We start from the raw sequence: 16,120 nt of genomic DNA, 5'->3' as shown, positions 1-16,120 counted from the left end.
TCCTCGTGTCATCAGCGGACGTGAGCCCTGAATATGTATCATTTGGTTCATTCGCGCCACATGAGGTTGCTAAATTGTGATCGTTATGTGTATTTTTTGTCTCTCAGAATAAAGGAGTGGTTATGTCCGTGGTTGCTCATGATGAAGCACAATCCCTGAAAGAGCGGATCTTCGCCGCCGCGATTGCCGTATTTGCCGAACACGGGCTTTCGGGGGCGCGGATGGAGCAGATTGCCGTCGAAGCGCAGACTACCAAGCGGATGGTGGTCTACTACTTCAAAAGTAAAGAGCAGCTATATCAGGCGGTTCTGCAGCACGTCTACGCCCGCATCCGCGAGACGGAGCAGCAGCTCGGGCTGGAGCAGCTTCCGCCGGTTGAGGCGCTGGTTCAGCTGGTGAAGTGGAGCGTGCGCTATCACGCGACGCACGCCGACTTTATGCGCGTTATCTGTATGGAGAATATGCAGCGCGGGAAGTGGCTGCAGGCGTCCGGGCAGCTAAAACCGCTGAACCGAACCGCCCTGTCTATCCTCGAGGATATTCTCCAGCGCGGACAGCAGCAGGGAATTTTTCAGGCCGGGCTTGAGGCGCGGGACGTCCATCGGCTGATTAGCAGCTTTAGCTTTTATCAGGTCTCGAACTTTTACACCTTCAACAGCCTCTATCTCGACGATCCGCTGCCGGAAATCGACGATGAAGCGATGGTCGCCCACCACTGCGATATCGCGGTAAAAGCGGTGGTGCGCTTCGTTATCTCCTGAAGCCTGAAGCGCGGCCGTCGGCGTTATTCATGCCCGGATAAGGCGTGAATAACCCGGGTCATCGCTTCATGCGTTAGCTCAGAGCGGGCGATTTTTGAATTGGCCAGCGCGGTACGCACGACGCCGGCAATCACGATATGTTTCGGTTCCTGACCAAGATCGCGCATTTCGAGCACCACTTTCCCCACCACGCGGCACATTTCCTGGTATAACTCGTCGTCTTTTGCTCGGTTTCCCATCGAATTTCGCTCACAAATTATCATTATCAATCAAATCATTATTGATATGTTTTCCGTATAAATCAAACCAGCCCGCCGTTTCTTCGCTAATGGCGAATTTCCGTAACCAAACCGCGGCAAAAACCGCGCGTCGGGGCCGATTTAGCTTAGCGACTGGCGAAAATTTGTGTTGCAGATAAGATTGTAATTGGTGTGAGTTTTGTTGCGTTAGTATAACGAAAAATGAAACGTTGTTTTCATTTTCCTTTTTTGTTTCATCGTCGTATAATGCACACCGAATCTTTCTTGAATGGTTTCAGCACATTGGACTGCATGACTAAAAGCATACAAAATTGCCTCTTTTCATGGGCTGAACCGCCAGCACACATTCTTCTGCACGCTTTTTTGTTGTCACCTATCCTTAGAGCGTGCCATAGCAACTTTCGCAATACAGGTTTGACTCCACGGCACTGCGCCCACGGAGCGAGATTCCCCAATCCTTCACAACTTAAAGACTAATACCTTCATGAAAAAGACCAAAATCGTTTGCACCATCGGTCCGAAAACCGAATCCGAAGAGATGTTAACCAAGATGCTGGACGCGGGCATGAACGTCATGCGTCTGAACTTCTCTCACGGCGACTATGCTGAACACGGTCAGCGCATCCAGAACCTGCGCAATGTGGTGAGCAAAACCGGTAAAACCGCCGCTATCCTGCTGGATACTAAAGGTCCGGAAATTCGCACCATCAAGCTGGAAGGCGGCAACGACGTCTCCCTGAAAGCGGGCCAGACCTTCACCTTCACCACTGACAAATCCGTGGTCGGCAACAACGAAATCGTCGCCGTGACCTATGAAGGTTTTACCTCTGACCTCTCCGTAGGCAATACCGTACTGGTTGACGATGGTCTGATCGGCATGGAAGTGACCGCCATCGAAGGTAAAAACGTTATCTGTAAAGTGCTGAATAACGGCGACCTCGGCGAGAACAAAGGCGTTAACCTGCCGGGCGTCTCTATCGCTCTGCCGGCGCTGGCTGAGAAAGACAAACAGGATCTGATCTTCGGCTGCGAACAAGGCGTTGACTTTGTTGCCGCATCCTTTATCCGTAAGCGCTCTGACGTGGTAGAAATCCGCGAGCACCTGAAGGCTAACGGCGGCGACAACATCCAGATCATCTCCAAGATCGAAAACCAGGAAGGCCTGAACAACTTCGACGAAATCCTTGAAGCCTCTGACGGCATCATGGTTGCTCGTGGTGACATGGGCGTTGAAATCCCGGTTGAAGAAGTTATCTTCGCCCAGAAAATGATCATCGAAAAATGTATCCGCGCGCGCAAAGTGGTTATCACCGCCACCCAGATGCTGGACTCCATGATCAAGAACCCGCGTCCGACCCGTGCGGAAGCCGGCGACGTTGCTAACGCCATCCTTGACGGCACCGACGCCGTGATGCTCTCCGGCGAATCGGCCAAAGGTAAATACCCGCTGGAAGCCGTCACTATTATGGCGACCATCTGCGAGCGTACCGACCGCGTGATGACCAGCCGTCTGGAGTTCAACAACGACAACCGCAAGCTGCGCATCACCGAAGCCGTGTGTCGTGGTGCCGTTGAGACCGCTGAAAAACTGGAAGCGCCGCTGATCGTCGTCGCCACCCAGGGCGGTAAATCCGCTCGCGCCGTGCGTAAATACTTCCCGGATGCCACCATCCTGGCGCTGACCACCAACCAGACCACCGCCCGTCAGCTGGTGCTGACCAAAGGCGTTGTACCGCAGTTGGTTGAGCAGCTGGCCTCTACCGACGACTTCTACCGTCTGGGCAAAGAGCTGGCCCTGCAGAGCGGTCTGGCGCGTAAAGGCGACGTTGTTGTGATGGTCTCCGGTGCGCTGGTTCCTAGCGGAACAACCAATACCGCATCCGTGCACGTGCTGTAATAATTTACAGGTTAATAGCTGTTTTTTTAAAGGCGCCTCCCTGAGGCGCTTTTTTTTTATTCAATCACTAGCTACTCTTAATAAAAATGCAAATCGGAATTTACTATTTAATAAGAGATTATCTAAGATGAATCCGATGGAAGCGTCCTGTTTTCACACGGCTTTTTAAACTAATCTGCCAAATTCGTTGTTTCTTTGAGCGAACGATCAAAAATAGGCGTATTAGCGTAAAAAAATATTCTCATCCCAAAAAAGTTTGTGTAATACTTGTAACGCTACATGGAGATTAACTCAATCTAGAGGGTATTAATAATGAATCGTACTAAACTGGTACTGGGCGCGGTAATCCTGGGTTCTACTCTGCTGGCTGGTTGCTCCAGCAATGCTAAAATCGATCAGCTGTCTTCTGACGTTCAGACTCTGAACGCTAAAGTTGACCAGCTGAGCAACGACGTGAACGCAATGCGTTCCGACGTTCAGGCTGCTAAAGATGACGCAGCACGCGCTAACCAGCGTCTGGACAACCAGGCTACTAAATACCGTAAGTAATAGTGCCTGTGTAATAGAAATGGCGCACATTGTGCGCCATTTTTTTTTGCCCTGCTCTGCCCGATTTACTGCACTCTTTTGCTCTCATCCACCGGCGCATTCTGCACCGACAAATTCGATACCGCCCCTCCAGTACTGCTCTGCTCACCGCCAGAAACCACCACCGGATAGCCCGCTCGTCTCGACAGCGCGCGCTTCAGCTGCGCCTCATCAACGGACTTATCGCCGGAAAACTGATGGAATTCTGCCGGCAGCGTATAGGCAATGGTGCGGGTATTGCCGCTTTCATCCTGCGACAGCGGTCGGTGTACCTCGACGTAGCGCCTGCCGTCCGGCTCAACCGCAAACTTCACCGGCTGATTGATGATGCGTACCGGCGTTCCGGTCTTCACCTGGCTAAAGAGCGCCTGAATGTCGGCGGCGTTCATGCGCATACAGCCGGAGCTGACCCGCAGGCCAACGCTGTCCGGCGCGTTGGTGCCGTGAATGAGGTATTCGCCGTTACCGTACGCCAGACGCAGCGCATAGCGTCCCAGAGGGTTGTTTGGCCCCGCCGGGATAACGGGCGGCAGCTTAATCCCTTTCTCCAGCGAGCGGGCACGGATGCCCGCCGTCGGGGTCCAGGTTGGATTGGGGATCTTCTGCCCAACGCGGGTGGTCATCTCCGGCGTTTCCAGGCCAAGCTGGCCAATGCCGAGCGGATAGACCTGCACCAAATTTTGCCCCGGCGGGAAGTAGTACAGCCGCAGCTCCGCCAGGTTCACCACAATCCCCTCCCGAGGCGTGTCGGGCAGCAGCATCTGCGACGGGATCAGCACCTGGGTGCCCGGTTTAGGCTCCACCGGCGCCAGCGTATCGTTAGCTTCGAGGATCAGCATTGCCGCGGTATCAAAGTGACGAGCAATCGCCTGCAGGTTGCGATCCCCCTCCTGTACCGTCCAGAATTGATTTTGACCAATGATCCTGCTGTTAGCAGGAGGAAGTGGGTAATCTACCGCCCAGGCGCCGTGCTGAGCGCTCAGGGCCGTCAGAAGGGATATCGTGAGGAGAGTCGCGCGTTTCATACTGAGATTCCTTCTTTCGCTAATAAAACGCCAGGATCTGTATATCGGCGGGAAACGCGTTCCCACCGAACGTAACAGAATGAAATCTACCTGTTTATTCTAGCTAAGATTTGCGGCTTTCGCGCGAATTGCGCGAATCATGGCTTCCAGCCCCTGCGACCGCGATGGCGTAAGATGCTGAGTCAGCGCCATCTTTTCAAACCACGGGCGAACGTCAAAGGCGGTGATATCCTTGGCCGTCATCTGGTCATAGAGGATAAACACCACGGCGATGAGCCCCTTAACGATAGCCGCATCGCTATCGCCGCGCAGCGCGAGCACGCCTGATTCGCTCTGCTCGATAACAATCCATACCTGGCTCTGGCAGCCCTGGATAATATTTTGCGCCGTATGCTCCTCGGCGCTCAGCGGCGCCAGCCGCTGGCCAAGCTCAATAATATAGAGGTACTTCTCTTCCCAGTTCGCGCAACGGCTGAAGTTGCGCAGCAGTTTATCTTTATCCGGTAACGCCGCCATGATTGCTTCCTTTAGCCTAATAGCCGGTGAATGCGCTGTAGTCCTGCGACCAGCCGATCCACGTCTTCCGTCGTATTGTACATCGCCAGCGACGCCCGACACATCGCCGGTACGCTAAAGAAGTCCATCAGCGGCATGGCGCAGTGATGGCCGGTACGGATGGCGATGCCGTAGTTATCGAGGAAGCTGCCGACGTCGTAGGCGTGGTGCGCCCCGAGATTAAAGGCTATCACCCCGAGGCGCTGCGGTGGGCCGTAGACGATAAGGTCCGGCACTTTTGTCAGTTCCTGCAGCGCGTAGCGCATCAGGGTCTGTTCATATTCGCCGATCTGCGCAAGCCCCAGCGCGCTGACGTACTCCAGCGCCGCGCCAAGCCCGATAATTCCGCCGGTATTTGGCGTCCCCGCCTCAAAGCGCCACGGCGCTTTTGCCCAGGTGGTGCCCTGGGTCAGGCTGACGGTGGCGATCATCGAACCGCCCCCTTCCCACGGCGGCATCTCATCCAGCAGGTCCGCTTTACCGTAGAGGATGCCGATCCCGGTCGGGCCGTACAGCTTGTGTCCGGAGAAGACGTAGAAGTCGCAGTCCAGCGCCTGGACGTCCACCGCGTGATGCATCACCGCCTGAGCGCCGTCCACCAGCACCCTGGCACCGTGCTGATGCGCCAGGGCAATCAGCGCCGGCACCGGGTTTTCAATGCCCAGCACGTTAGAGACCTGGGTGATGGCCAGCAGCCGCGTGCGCGCGTCAAACAGGCCCGGCACCGCATCCAGCTGCAGGGTTCCGTCCGGATTGAGCGGGATCACCCGCAGCTCGGCGCCTACCCGGGCGCAGAGCAACTGCCACGGAACGATATTGGCATGGTGCTCCATGGCGCTGACGATGATGTTATCCCCGGCCCTCACGTTGGCGTTGCCCCAGCTATTGGCGACCAGGTTGATGCCTTCGGTAGTGCCGCGAACGAAGACCAGCTCTTCCGCTGAGCGCGCGTTGAGGAAGGTTGCCGCCTGCTGGCGAACCTGCTCCATGCGCGTCGTCGCCTCTGCGCTGAGAGTGTGAATACCGCGATGCACGGCGGCATAGCCGTGACGGTAAAACTCCGCCTCGGCGCGAATCACCGCCTCCGGCTTTTGCGCGCTGGCGGCGCTGTCCAGATAGACCAGCGGCTGGCCGTTGACCTCCCGGCCGAGCAGCGGAAAATCTGCGCGGACTCGTTCAACAGAAAATGTCATGCTGTCTCTCCCGGTAAACGCTGGCCGATGCGCGCGAGAATTTGCTGTCTGAGCGCCACGTCGCCGATGGCTTCCGTCAGCTCGGCGGCGAATGCGTACAGGATCATGTGCTGCGCCGCCTGCTGGGTAATGCCGCGCGAGCGCAGGTAAAACAGCTGTTCGTCGTCGATGCGCCCTATGGTGGCGCCGTGGCTACACTTGACGTCATCGGCGTAAATCTCCAGCTGCGGCTTGGTATCCACCTCCGACAGCCGGCCTAACAGCAGATTATTGTTGGTCATCTGGCCATCGGTTTTAATCGCGTTCGGCGCAACGTTAATCAGGCCATTAAACACCGCCCGGCCTTTGTCGTTGACGATGGTTTTATGCAGCTGGCGGCTGTTGCAGTAGCCGACGTCATGGTTCAGCCAGGTGCGGCTGTCGCAGACCTCGTTTTTGACCGGCATCGCCAGGGAGTTGATGCGCAGGTTGCTGTTCTCACCCCGCAGCTGCACGCTGGTATTCTGGCGCAGCACCGCGCCACCGAGCAGGAAGCTGCTGCTAAAGGCCGACGCATCGCGGCCCAGAGAGAGGTCGTTGTGGGCAAAGTGGAAGCTCTGGGCGTTTTCAAACGCCAGCTTGATATGCTGCAGATGGGCGTTATCCGCCACCGCGGCGGTCAGCCGTCCGCCGGTGAAATGGCGCTGTTCGTTGAGGCTGACGTAGTGCTCGATAATCGTCGCCTCCGCGCCGCTCTCCAGCTCCAGATGATGCCGATAGTGCGCGGTGTTCATCTCTTCGCCCGCCAGCCCGCGCGTTACGTGCATAATCAGCAACGGCCTCGCGGGGCGCTGGTTGCGCTTCACGCGAATGCGGGTCACCGTCGGCGCCAGGCTTTCGGTCAGATGCAGAAACAGCTCCGGCTGCAGCGCGTCGGGCAGCGCCTGACGCTGGTTATCGATATTCACTTCGTAACCGCTGTCGCCCAGCGCGTCGCTCAGCGCTTCGCTGTAGCGGCCATCGATAAATACCAGCCGCCAGGCATCGACGGAGAGCGCCAGCGCGTCCCGCTGCGCCTCGGTTAGCGCCTCGGGCTGCGGGGCAACAAAGGTGCCGCCAAGCAGCGCATCCAGCGGGGTATATTTCCAGTGCTCGTGCTTACGCGTCGGCAGCCCCAGGCGCAGCGCCTGCTGCAGGTGCTGGTGCGCTTCCGGCGTTCTCAGCTCCGCCTGCTCTTCAAACAGGTGGTGCCACTGCTGCAGCGCGTTACTGCTGTTCGGTAAGCCAGCCATAGCCCTGCTCCTCCAGTTGTTTGACCAGGGTGAAGTCGCCGGATTTGACGATCCGTCCCTGGTACAGCACGTGGACGTAATCAGGCTTGATATAGTCGAGAATCCGCTGGTAGTGGGTGACGATAATAAACGCGCGCTTGCCGTCGCGCAGCGCGTTAACGCCATCAGATACGATCTTCAGGGCGTCGATATCCAGCCCCGAATCGGACTCATCGAGAATGCACAGCTCCGGCTCCAGCACCGCCATCTGCAGAATGTCGTTGCGCTTTTTCTCGCCGCCGGAAAAGCCGACGTTGACCGAGCGGGTCAGCAGATCTTCCGGCATCTTCAGCAGCTTAATTTTCTCTTCCATCAGATCCTGAAAATCGAAGCGATCCAGCGGCTCCTGCCCGCGATAGCGGCGAACCGCGTTCAGCGCCGTTTGCAGGAAAAACTGATTGCTGACGCCCGGAATTTCCACCGGGTACTGGAAGGCCATAAAGATCCCTTCCCCCGCGCGATCCTCCGGCGCAAGCTCCAGCAGATCCTTGCCCTTAAACTCAACGCTACCGCCGGTCACCTCGTAGTCTTCCCGCCCGGCGAGCGTGGCGGAGAGCGTGCTTTTCCCGGAGCCGTTGGGGCCCATAATGGCGTGAACTTCGCCGGGTCGGATATCGAGGTTCAACCCGCGCAGGATCTCTTTATCGTCAACGGATACCTGCAAATCTTTAATGCTTAACATGTATATTCCTTAATTCGGCAGTCTGCTGCGGGCGGCGCCATCGCGCAGCCGGCATGGGCCAGACTGTTAACCGACGCTGTGTTCAAGGCTAATCGCCAGCAGTTTTTGCGCTTCCACGGCAAATTCCAGCGGCAGCTCTGAGAAGACATCCTTACAGAAGCCGTTAACGATCATGGAGATCGCATCATCTTCACTGATCCCGCGCTGCAGGCAGTAGAAGAGCTGATCTTCACCAATTCGCGAGGTGGTGGCTTCATGCTCCAGCTGGGCGCTGTTGTTACGGCACTCGACGTACGGGAAGGTGTGCGCCCCGCAGTCCGGTCCGATCAGCATCGAGTCACACTGGGTAAAGTTTCGCGCGTTGGTCGCCGTCGGCATAATTTTGACCAGCCCGCGGTAGCTGTTCTGGCTTTTGCCGGCGGAGATCCCTTTGGAGATAATCGTCGAGCGGGTGTTTTTACCGATATGAATCATTTTGGTGCCGGTATCCGCCTGCTGGTGGCCGCTGGTTAGCGCCACCGAGAAGAACTCGCCGATGGAGTTGTCGCCGCGCAGAATGCAGCTCGGATACTTCCACGTTATCGCCGAGCCGGTCTCCGACTGGGTCCACGACATTTTGCTGTTTTCACCTTCGCAGAGCGCCCGCTTGGTGACGAAGTTGAGGATCCCGCCGGTGTTGTTATCCCCGGGGAACCAGTTCTGCACCGTGGAGTATTTTACTTCGGCATCTTTGTGGATGATGACCTCAACCACCGCCGCGTGCAGCTGGTAGCTGTCGCGAACCGGCGCCGAGCAGCCTTCGATATAGCTGACGTAGCTGCCCTCGTCGGCGACGAGGATCGTGCGTTCAAACTGGCCGGTTTTTTCGGCATTGATGCGGAAATAGGTCGATAGCTCCATCGGGCAGCGCACGCCTTTCGGCACGTAGATAAAGGTGCCGTCGGAGGCGACCGCGGCGTTCAGCGCGGCGAAGAAGTTGTCATTGCCGGGCACCACGGTGCCGAGATATTTTTTCACCAGCTCCGGATGATCGTGGATCGCTTCGCCAAAGGAGCAGAAGATGATGCCCTGCTCCGCCAGCTTTTCCCGGTAGGTGGTGGCGACCGAGACCGAGTCGAAGATGGCGTCAACTGCCACTTCGCGCCCTTCGCGTACCGGCACGCCCAGCAGATTGAAGGCCTCTTCAACTTCGCTGGTCAGATAGTCGGCGGGGCCGGTTTGCTGCACCGCACCCGGCTCGGAGGCGCAGGTGTCGTCGCAGTTGCCGCAGGAGGGCGCGGAATAGTAGCTGTAGTCCTGATAGTCCAGCTTATCGTAGTGCGCCTTGAGCCAGTGCGGCTCTTCCATCTCCAGCCACGCTCTGAAGGCGTTCAGCCTGAACTCAAGCATCCACTCCGGCTCGTTGCGGCGGGCGGAGATCGCCCGCACCACCTCTTCGTTGATGCCCTTGGCCAGCTCATCGGTCTGTAACCGGGTAAAAAAGCCTTCTTTATAATTCAGCGGCCCGCCGGTCCAGGTTTTGACATCGTCAGTTGTTTCAGTATTACGAGACATAATTACTCCGCCTGAACCCCAAAGCTTTCACCGCAGCCGCACTCGTGCTGCGCTTTCGGGTTATGAAACTTAAAGATTTCATTTAATCCTTCCCGAACGTAATCCAGCTCCGTACCATCAATAAACGGCATGGCCTGCAGCGGCGCCCACAGCTTCGCGCCTTCGAACTCAAACAGCAGATCGTCTTTCGCGGGCTCTGCGATAAGCTCCATGACGTAGGCAAAGCCGGCACAGCCGCTGGTTTTTACGCCAAGACGCAGCCCCTGCATCGGCGGCTGCTTGCTCACCAGCTCACGAATATGGGCGGCGGCGGCGGGCGTCATGATCAGGCCACGCCAGCTAAAATCGTCGGGATTAAAGGTTCCTGCTTGTACTTCCATCGGTCTACCTCATTGGTTGGCGCCATCAGGGCATCTCACCATGTTAGTGATAACGATTATCACTTCAACCCATCTGGAGAAGGGGTATTCGCCCCTGAGACTCTTTTATGGCCCTTTTTATAAGCATAGACCCTGCTTTACTGCTTATCAGGTCTCATTTTTTCTATTTAATAGACTGAAAAATAATAAGTTATCTGATATGGGTTGGCAGAAAATGCGGCAATGGAAAAGATGCATCGAAAATACCGATTTTTGAGATAGGAGATGAAAAAATCCGGCTTTCAGTGACTTATCGGATATTCAACGAGTTATATAGTCACACCGTTGCGCTATCAGTCCCCTCTGGCCTATTCCGGCCCGACGCTGAAGGCGCGACGCTGAAGGCGCGACGGCTTTTCAGCTAAGCCGCTCAAAACCTCGCCCGATCGCCTGGCATTGACCGACCTCACGAATATCACACCTAATCTATAAGCATTATCTGAAAACAAGGGGTGTTGTGTGGCTATACGTAGACATTTTGGTTATAAAGTCGCCCGTCCCGCGGGGATTAAGTTTTAATCACTATGATCAAGCTGGTGTACAATCCTCGTCTATAATTTCAACAGGTTTCGGCATGATGTCGGAGCCGCTGATAACCTGGAGCTTTTGTCGTAACGGATGATAGATATCAGTATTATGTCGATGTGCATGGTAGTTCTTCTGGTGATGAGCGTACTGCTGGACTGAAAGCCTGTTGCGCCACAACTCTTTGCCACCGCTGTTCCGATTCTCGCCGCTTATCGGCCGGCCATAGCCGTATCCTGATGAAACCAGCCCTCGGTTTTACCTTCCCGCACGCCCTCCTGCAGCTCCTCCACAGTCGTTAATAAATAAGGAGATTTGGAGGATTCGCCCCCGGTGGGATTGTCGGCCCAAAACCTAACCTCTAAGATTTTAGCCACACACTTAAGAGGTAACGAAGATGAAAAGAACAATCATTGCCCTGTTAGCAACCGTTTCTATTGCCGCCGCCAGCGCCTTCGCCGCGGATAAAAGCGAAACGCCGCCTGCGCGGGATAACGCCGGACAGCCGCCGTTTGAGATGAACCCGGAGTTTGGCCCCATGCCCATGCCGCCACTGCCGCCGAGAAAGCCCGCGCTCTTCTCCGCGACCGTTGCCAGCGATAATCCGACTGACACCATTAATAAGCTCACCGCATTAATCCCTGCCAGCAAAGCCCGGCATTATGAGGTCCATGTCGAAGTCGTCGCCGTACCCGATATGGCAGCGACCGGACCCTTGTGATTTTGTCGGATTAATTAAACCGTGCAGGCACGATAAAATACGCTGGCAGTCCCTGCGAGCGGCGCCGGCAGGCGCGATAAATTAGCGGTCGAAATGGATTTTCCCGCCGGGTTTATGTGGTTTTTTAGTCACCCGACGCATCGGCAGGGCTATTATACAAACGAAAAAAAAGCTGCCAATAATAGCGGCAGCTTTTATATCTTATGACTCAGTCTAATACTGAAGGGCTATTAGCTCTTAATTTTTCTGTAGATAAACAGCACCACTAGCGCGCCAATTACCGCAACGACAAAGCTACCGAAATTAAACCCGTCAACCTTGCCAAAGCCAAAGAAGGTGCTGATCCAGCCGCCCACTACCGCACCGATGACCCCCAGAATGATAGTGACGAAAAAGCCGCCACCGTCTTTGCCCGGCATGATCCACTTCGCTAAAATACCGGCAATAAGACCAAAAATGATCCAGGAAATGATACCCATGGTTAACTCCGTCCTCTTTGTTGCTCTGCAAGTGCATAGTGATTAAATAGTAGCATATACGGAGCATGTGAAGCATGAATTATATGTTTATTAGACGATTACTTGCCGCGCAAGCCGCCATGGTCTACATATCATTGGGAGCTGTTAACGTCAAAAGAGGTAAAAGATGGGGTATTACGTCATTAAGAAATCAGAGAAGAGCGTGTCCCAACCCTGGTATTTCTTACTGAAGGCCGATAACCACGAAACTATCGCCACCAGTGAAATGTATTCCTCGAAGGATGCGGCCAAAAAAGGAATTGCCTCGGTGCAGAAGAATGGACCGAGCGAAACAATTAAGGATGAATCGCTATAAAGAATATGGGGGAATACTTTCCCCCATATATCACCTCAGGCGGCGAGCGCGCTCTTAAACCACCGCCGTCGTCAGCCGCGACGAGCAGCACAGACGCCCCTGCTCGTCGGATATTTCAATCTGCCACACCTGATGGCGAGACCCAACGTGCAGCGCTTTGCAGACGCCACGCACCCGACCACCGCGGACCGAACGGATATGGTTAGCGTTAACCTCAAGCCCCACCACCTTTTGCTCGCCTTCGCTGCATAAATAGCCGGCAACCGAACCCAGCGTTTCGGCCAGCACCACCGACGCGCCGCCGTGCAGCAGGCCGAACGGCTGATGGGTTCGGCTGTCTACCGGCATCGTGGCTTCAATGGTGTCATCGGTAAACACATCAAAGCGGATATCCAGCAGACCCACCATATTGCCCTCGCCCATGCCGTTGAGCTGTTCCAGCGTAGTCTGACGTTTCCAAATCATCCAATAATCTCCAGCAGCGCCTGCAGCGGGTGACGTACGCCGCTGCCTTCAATACGCTTAACCTGACTACGACAGGAGTAACCGGTCACCAGACAGCGGTTGCGCGGCAAACGCTGAATCGCCTGTTGCCAGGAAAGCGCGTAAATCGCCAGCGAGCTGGCATGGTTTTTAACCTCATGGCCGTAGGTTCCGGCCATGCCACAGCAGCCCACGCTGACATTTTCCAGCTTCGCGCCAAAGCGCGCAAAAATTTCGGCCCACTGTTTCGGGGCCGCCGGGAGCGCCGTGACCTCCGTGCAGTGGCCAAACAGATACCACGCCTCGCCGCCGTTATCCTGCACCGCGTTTTCAGGCAGCGCCTGCGGCAGCCATTCATGCACCAGCATCACGCGGAAGTCGCCGCGCTTATCGCCCAGCGTCTGGTTGTATTCATCGCGATAGCACAGCACCAGGGCCGGATCGACGCCGACCATCGGGATCTCGAGCTGCGCCATCCGGTTGAGGAAGTCCGCCGTTTTCTGCGCCGTACGAGCGAAACGCGACAGGAAGCCTTTAATATGCTGCGCCTTGCCGTTTGGTGAGAACGGCAGCAGCACCGGCTGATAGCCGACCTTTTCCACCAGCCGGATAAAATCAGCCACCACCTGCGCATCGTAGTAGCTGGTGAACGGATCCTGCACCACCAGCACCATTTTGGCCTTTTGCTCGGCGCTCAGCGTTTCAAGCTGCTCCAGCGTCATATTCGCCGAACGGTGGCCGACCATTTGCTGCTTCAGCGACGGTGTAGAGAGCAGCGGTAAATCCACCATCCCGATGTGCTTCTCCGACAGCTTGCGCATCCACGGCTGGTTAATAAAGAAGTTAAAGGTTTTCGGCGCCTGCGCCATCAGCGGCGCGTAGGATTCCACCGTCGCCACCAGATGGTCGCGCACCGGGCGCAGATAGCGGCTGTGGTAAAGCTGCAGGAAGCGCGAGCGGAACTCCGGAACGTCGATTTTAATCGGACACTGGGTAGAGCAGGCTTTACAGGCCAGGCAGCCGGACATCGCCTCTTTGACCTCATGGGAGAAGTCATACTCGCCCTTGCGCGCGTGCCAGCTGTTGCGGGTACGCTCGATAAGCTCGCGCAGGCTGGCGCGTTTCTCCGTCAGCTGGCTCTCCAGCTGATTGGGATCGATACCCCGATCGGCCAGCAGACGCAGCCATTCGCGCACCAGCGTTGCCCGGCCTTTCGGCGAATGGATACGATGATTGCTCACCTTCATCGACGGGCACATCGGGCTTTTAACATCAAAATTAAAGCACAGGCCGTTACCGTTACACTCCATCGCCCCGCGCCATGAGCTGCGTACGGCGATAGGGATCTGGCGATCGAAAGTGCCGCGTTTCACCGCGTCCACCTTCATCATCGGCGCATCGACGCCTTCCGGCGGGCAAATTTTACCCGGGTTAAGGCGGTTATCCGGGTCAAATGCCGCCTTCACTTTCCGCAGCTCGCCGTAGAGCTCGTCGCCAAAGAACGCCGGGCTGTACTCGGCGCGGAACCCCTTCCCGTGCTCACCCCACAGCAGGCCGCCGTATTTGGCCGTCAGGGCGACCACTTGATCGGAGATCCGCTTCATCAGCACTTCCTGCTGAGGATCGCACATATCCAGCGCCGGGCGCACGTGCAGCACCCCGGCATCAACGTGACCAAACATGCCGTAGCTCAGGCCGTGGGCGTCCAGCAGCGCGCGAAACTCGACGATGTAATCCGCCAGATGCTCCGGCGGCACGCAGGTATCTTCGGCAAAGGGAATCGGTTTAGCCGCGCCCTTCGCGTTACCCAGCAGCCCTACCGCCTTTTTACGCATCGCATAGATACGCTCAACGCCGTCCAGCTCGCCGCATACCTGCCAGCCGATGACGCCGGCTTCGCCCTGGGCGATCAGCTGCTCCAGGCGCTGGCACAGCGCAGCCACCTGGCCGTCGATCAGCTCGACGTCATCGCCGGAAAACTCGACGATGTTCAGCCCCAGCATCTCTTTATCCGGCACGTCGGCGATCAGTTCGCTGACGGAGTGCCAGACGATATCCTCGCGCGCGAGGTTGAGCACCTTCGAGTCGACGGTTTCCACCGACAGCGCGTTGGCCGCCACCATAAAGGGCGCATTGCGCAGCGCCGAGTCAAACGAATCATACTTAACGTTCACCAGCCGACGTACCTTCGGCAGTCGGGTGATGTCGAGACGCGCTTCGGTAATAAACGCCAGCGTCCCTTCCGAACCGGTTAATACCCGCGTCAGGTCGAATTCGCTGAGATCGTCATTAAAGACGTGGCGCAGATCGTAGCCGGTCAGGAAGCGGTTAAGTTTGGGGAATTTATCGATAATCAGCTGGCGCTGCGCTTTGCAGCGCTGGTAGACGGTGCGGTAAATGCGCCCGATTGCCGACTGCTCGTTAGCCAGGGTTTCTGCCAGGGCTGAGGGAATGGCCTGGGTATCCAGAATATCGCCCCCCATCAGTACCGAGCGCACGCCCAGCACGTGATCGGAGGTTTTACCGTACACCAGCGACCCCTGGCCGGAGGCATCGGTATTGATCATTCCGCCGAGGGTGGCGCGGTTGCTGGTTGACAGCTCCGGCGCGAAAAAGTAGCCGTACGGCTTAAGATATTGGTTGAGCTGATCTTTAATGACCCCGGCTTCGACCCTAACCCAGCCTTCTTCCGGGTTAATTTCGATAATGCGGTTCATATAGCGGGACATATCAACGACTATTCCCGCGTTCAGCGACTGGCCGTTGGTGCCGGTGCCGCCGCCGCGTGGCGTAAAGACCAGCGTTTTAAAACGCTCATCCGCCGCCACTCTCGCCAGCAGCGCGACATCCGCCGTGGAGCGGGGGAATAAAATCGCGTCCGGCAGCAGCTGATAAATGCTGTTATCCGTCGCCATCGTCAGCCTGTCGGCATAGCTGGTGGCGGTATCGCCGGTAAAACCTTGTTGCTCCAGTACCTGCAAAAAATTCAATACCAGCTGAACGACGCCTGGTGCTTGAGAAATTTGTGGGATCATAACGCTTGACCCTGCCTGACTATGTTGTGTTGTAAAAACTTCATCCTTCGGAGCGCTTTCGTCAGCCGCTTTTGCTGCGCCGAACGTTGACTTAGGCAAACGTCGCGAGCTTTCACCTGCCGGTTCAAGGTATCCTGGATGATTTTGCGTGTGGGTAACTAAACGATTGCGTAGTGCAGTCAACTTTTTATCACATTTTTTTCATATGCGCCCACCAGATTTATGTGCAGAATCAGGCTGGTGAAATTATTGGGATTATTATCCGTATATGGAATTAC

General features: G+C 56.2%; 17 protein-coding genes. 6 read left to right on the top strand and 11 right to left on the bottom strand.

Going from position 1 to position 16,120, the window contains the following annotated elements:
• Window positions 1–122 precede the first annotated feature (122 nt).
• Window positions 123–761 carry a TetR/AcrR family transcriptional regulator gene (locus tag M2416_RS07505; protein ID WP_041146022.1) on the top strand — a complete coding sequence of 213 codons (639 nt, stop codon included), beginning with the start codon at window positions 123–125 and terminating at the stop codon, window positions 759–761.
• 23 nt (window positions 762–784) lie between these two features.
• Here M2416_RS07505 and fumD read toward each other — a convergent pair whose 3' ends face one another.
• Complete coding sequence (gene fumD, locus M2416_RS07500) at window positions 785–1,000, bottom strand: fumarate hydratase FumD (protein ID WP_041146023.1); 216 nt, start codon at window positions 998–1,000, stop codon at window positions 785–787.
• A 222-nt stretch (window positions 1,001–1,222) separates the two neighbouring features.
• Here fumD and ynhH point away from each other — a divergent pair, with 222 nt between their 5' ends.
• The 3 genes from ynhH (at window position 1,223) to lpp (ending at window position 3,467) form a co-directional block, all read left to right on the top strand.
• Window positions 1,223–1,498 (top strand): protein YnhH, encoded by a 276-nt coding sequence (gene ynhH / locus M2416_RS27040; protein WP_421673175.1) that lies wholly within the window; start codon window positions 1,223–1,225, stop codon window positions 1,496–1,498.
• Window positions 1,499–1,505: 7 nt separating this feature from the next.
• Window positions 1,506–2,918, top strand: coding sequence for a pyruvate kinase PykF (gene pykF / locus M2416_RS07495; RefSeq protein WP_076947623.1), 1,413 nt, complete (start codon window positions 1,506–1,508; stop codon window positions 2,916–2,918).
• 312 nt (window positions 2,919–3,230) lie between these two features.
• Window positions 3,231–3,467 (top strand): murein lipoprotein Lpp, encoded by a 237-nt coding sequence (lpp, locus tag M2416_RS07490; RefSeq protein WP_001082307.1) that lies wholly within the window; start codon window positions 3,231–3,233, stop codon window positions 3,465–3,467.
• Window positions 3,468–3,532: 65 nt separating this feature from the next.
• Here lpp and ldtE read toward each other — a convergent pair whose 3' ends face one another.
• The 7 genes from ldtE to sufA all read right to left on the bottom strand — a co-directional run bounded on the left by ldtE (window position 3,533) and on the right by sufA (window position 10,205).
• Complete coding sequence (ldtE, locus tag M2416_RS07485) at window positions 3,533–4,531, bottom strand: L,D-transpeptidase LdtE (protein WP_076947624.1); 999 nt, start codon at window positions 4,529–4,531, stop codon at window positions 3,533–3,535.
• Window positions 4,532–4,630: 99 nt separating this feature from the next.
• The gene (gene sufE / locus M2416_RS07480) at window positions 4,631–5,047 is read right to left on the bottom strand and encodes a cysteine desulfuration protein SufE (RefSeq protein ID WP_041146026.1); all 417 of its coding nucleotides are present in this window, start codon (window positions 5,045–5,047) and stop codon (window positions 4,631–4,633) included.
• Window positions 5,048–5,058: 11 nt separating this feature from the next.
• Window positions 5,059–6,279 carry a cysteine desulfurase SufS gene (gene sufS / locus M2416_RS07475; protein ID WP_259223004.1) on the bottom strand — a complete coding sequence of 407 codons (1,221 nt, stop codon included), beginning with the start codon at window positions 6,277–6,279 and terminating at the stop codon, window positions 5,059–5,061.
• Window positions 6,276–7,550, bottom strand: a complete 1,275-nt coding sequence (sufD, locus tag M2416_RS07470; RefSeq protein ID WP_076947626.1) for a Fe-S cluster assembly protein SufD — start codon at window positions 7,548–7,550, stop codon at window positions 6,276–6,278. Before sufD ends, sufS begins: the two co-directional genes overlap by 4 nt.
• A complete protein-coding gene (sufC, locus tag M2416_RS07465; protein WP_041146029.1) occupies window positions 7,525–8,271 on the bottom strand; it encodes a Fe-S cluster assembly ATPase SufC in 747 nt (248 codons plus the stop codon). Before sufC ends, sufD begins: the two co-directional genes overlap by 26 nt.
• A gap of 66 nt (window positions 8,272–8,337) precedes the next feature.
• Complete coding sequence (sufB, locus tag M2416_RS07460; RefSeq protein ID WP_045858848.1) at window positions 8,338–9,825, bottom strand: Fe-S cluster assembly protein SufB; 1,488 nt, start codon at window positions 9,823–9,825, stop codon at window positions 8,338–8,340.
• 2 nt (window positions 9,826–9,827) lie between these two features.
• Window positions 9,828–10,205 carry a Fe-S cluster assembly scaffold SufA gene (gene sufA / locus M2416_RS07455; RefSeq protein WP_259222998.1) on the bottom strand — a complete coding sequence of 126 codons (378 nt, stop codon included), beginning with the start codon at window positions 10,203–10,205 and terminating at the stop codon, window positions 9,828–9,830.
• Window positions 10,206–11,166: 961 nt separating this feature from the next.
• Here sufA and M2416_RS07450 point away from each other — a divergent pair.
• The gene (locus M2416_RS07450; RefSeq protein WP_076947628.1) at window positions 11,167–11,490 is read left to right on the top strand and encodes a hypothetical protein; all 324 of its coding nucleotides are present in this window, start codon (window positions 11,167–11,169) and stop codon (window positions 11,488–11,490) included.
• A 230-nt stretch (window positions 11,491–11,720) separates the two neighbouring features.
• Here the strand turns inward: M2416_RS07450 and M2416_RS07445 are convergent, their stop codons facing one another.
• The gene (locus tag M2416_RS07445) at window positions 11,721–11,969 is read right to left on the bottom strand and encodes a GlsB/YeaQ/YmgE family stress response membrane protein (RefSeq protein WP_041146033.1); all 249 of its coding nucleotides are present in this window, start codon (window positions 11,967–11,969) and stop codon (window positions 11,721–11,723) included.
• Window positions 11,970–12,135: 166 nt separating this feature from the next.
• On the opposite strand from M2416_RS07445, the gene M2416_RS07440 reads away from it, so the two are divergent.
• Window positions 12,136–12,324 (top strand): YegP family protein, encoded by a 189-nt coding sequence (locus tag M2416_RS07440; RefSeq protein ID WP_041146034.1) that lies wholly within the window; start codon window positions 12,136–12,138, stop codon window positions 12,322–12,324.
• A gap of 54 nt (window positions 12,325–12,378) precedes the next feature.
• Here M2416_RS07440 and menI read toward each other — a convergent pair whose 3' ends face one another.
• Both menI and ydiJ read right to left on the bottom strand, forming a co-directional pair.
• Window positions 12,379–12,789 carry a 1,4-dihydroxy-2-naphthoyl-CoA hydrolase gene (gene menI / locus M2416_RS07435; RefSeq protein ID WP_041146035.1) on the bottom strand — a complete coding sequence of 137 codons (411 nt, stop codon included), beginning with the start codon at window positions 12,787–12,789 and terminating at the stop codon, window positions 12,379–12,381.
• Window positions 12,786–15,842 (bottom strand): D-2-hydroxyglutarate dehydrogenase YdiJ, encoded by a 3,057-nt coding sequence (gene ydiJ, locus M2416_RS07430; protein ID WP_259222992.1) that lies wholly within the window; start codon window positions 15,840–15,842, stop codon window positions 12,786–12,788. The genes menI and ydiJ overlap by 4 nt, the downstream gene beginning before the upstream one ends.
• Between the last annotated feature and the right edge of the window lie 278 nt (window positions 15,843–16,120).

The sequence above is a fragment of the Klebsiella sp. BIGb0132 genome (assembly GCF_024810075.1).
Lineage (GTDB): Bacteria > Pseudomonadota > Gammaproteobacteria > Enterobacterales > Enterobacteriaceae > Klebsiella > Klebsiella terrigena.
Note: the sequence above shows the minus strand (reverse complement) of the source record. Positions and strands in the feature narration are given on the sequence as shown.

What these genes read in the sequence shown, in the direction of transcription:
- ynhH (WP_421673175.1), top strand. Translation starts at nt 1,223, where the DNA reads ATGAAACGTTGTTTTCATTTTCCTTTTTTGTTTCATCGTCGTATAATG.
- sufC (WP_041146029.1), bottom strand. Translation starts at nt 8,271, where the DNA reads ATGTTAAGCATTAAAGATTTGCAGGTATCCGTTGACGATAAAGAGATC.
- M2416_RS07440 (WP_041146034.1), top strand. Translation starts at nt 12,136, where the DNA reads ATGGGGTATTACGTCATTAAGAAATCAGAGAAGAGCGTGTCCCAACCC.
- M2416_RS07505 (WP_041146022.1), top strand. Translation starts at nt 123, where the DNA reads ATGTCCGTGGTTGCTCATGATGAAGCACAATCCCTGAAAGAGCGGATC.
- ydiJ (WP_259222992.1), bottom strand. Translation starts at nt 15,842, where the DNA reads ATGATCCCACAAATTTCTCAAGCACCAGGCGTCGTTCAGCTGGTATTG.
- fumD (WP_041146023.1), bottom strand. Translation starts at nt 1,000, where the DNA reads ATGGGAAACCGAGCAAAAGACGACGAGTTATACCAGGAAATGTGCCGC.
- M2416_RS07445 (WP_041146033.1), bottom strand. Translation starts at nt 11,969, where the DNA reads ATGGGTATCATTTCCTGGATCATTTTTGGTCTTATTGCCGGTATTTTA.
- M2416_RS07450 (WP_076947628.1), top strand. Translation starts at nt 11,167, where the DNA reads ATGAAAAGAACAATCATTGCCCTGTTAGCAACCGTTTCTATTGCCGCC.
- sufA (WP_259222998.1), bottom strand. Translation starts at nt 10,205, where the DNA reads ATGGAAGTACAAGCAGGAACCTTTAATCCCGACGATTTTAGCTGGCGT.
- sufS (WP_259223004.1), bottom strand. Translation starts at nt 6,279, where the DNA reads ATGACATTTTCTGTTGAACGAGTCCGCGCAGATTTTCCGCTGCTCGGC.
- sufB (WP_045858848.1), bottom strand. Translation starts at nt 9,825, where the DNA reads ATGTCTCGTAATACTGAAACAACTGACGATGTCAAAACCTGGACCGGC.
- menI (WP_041146035.1), bottom strand. Translation starts at nt 12,789, where the DNA reads ATGATTTGGAAACGTCAGACTACGCTGGAACAGCTCAACGGCATGGGC.
- sufD (WP_076947626.1), bottom strand. Translation starts at nt 7,550, where the DNA reads ATGGCTGGCTTACCGAACAGCAGTAACGCGCTGCAGCAGTGGCACCAC.
- pykF (WP_076947623.1), top strand. Translation starts at nt 1,506, where the DNA reads ATGAAAAAGACCAAAATCGTTTGCACCATCGGTCCGAAAACCGAATCC.
- lpp (WP_001082307.1), top strand. Translation starts at nt 3,231, where the DNA reads ATGAATCGTACTAAACTGGTACTGGGCGCGGTAATCCTGGGTTCTACT.
- sufE (WP_041146026.1), bottom strand. Translation starts at nt 5,047, where the DNA reads ATGGCGGCGTTACCGGATAAAGATAAACTGCTGCGCAACTTCAGCCGT.
- ldtE (WP_076947624.1), bottom strand. Translation starts at nt 4,531, where the DNA reads ATGAAACGCGCGACTCTCCTCACGATATCCCTTCTGACGGCCCTGAGC.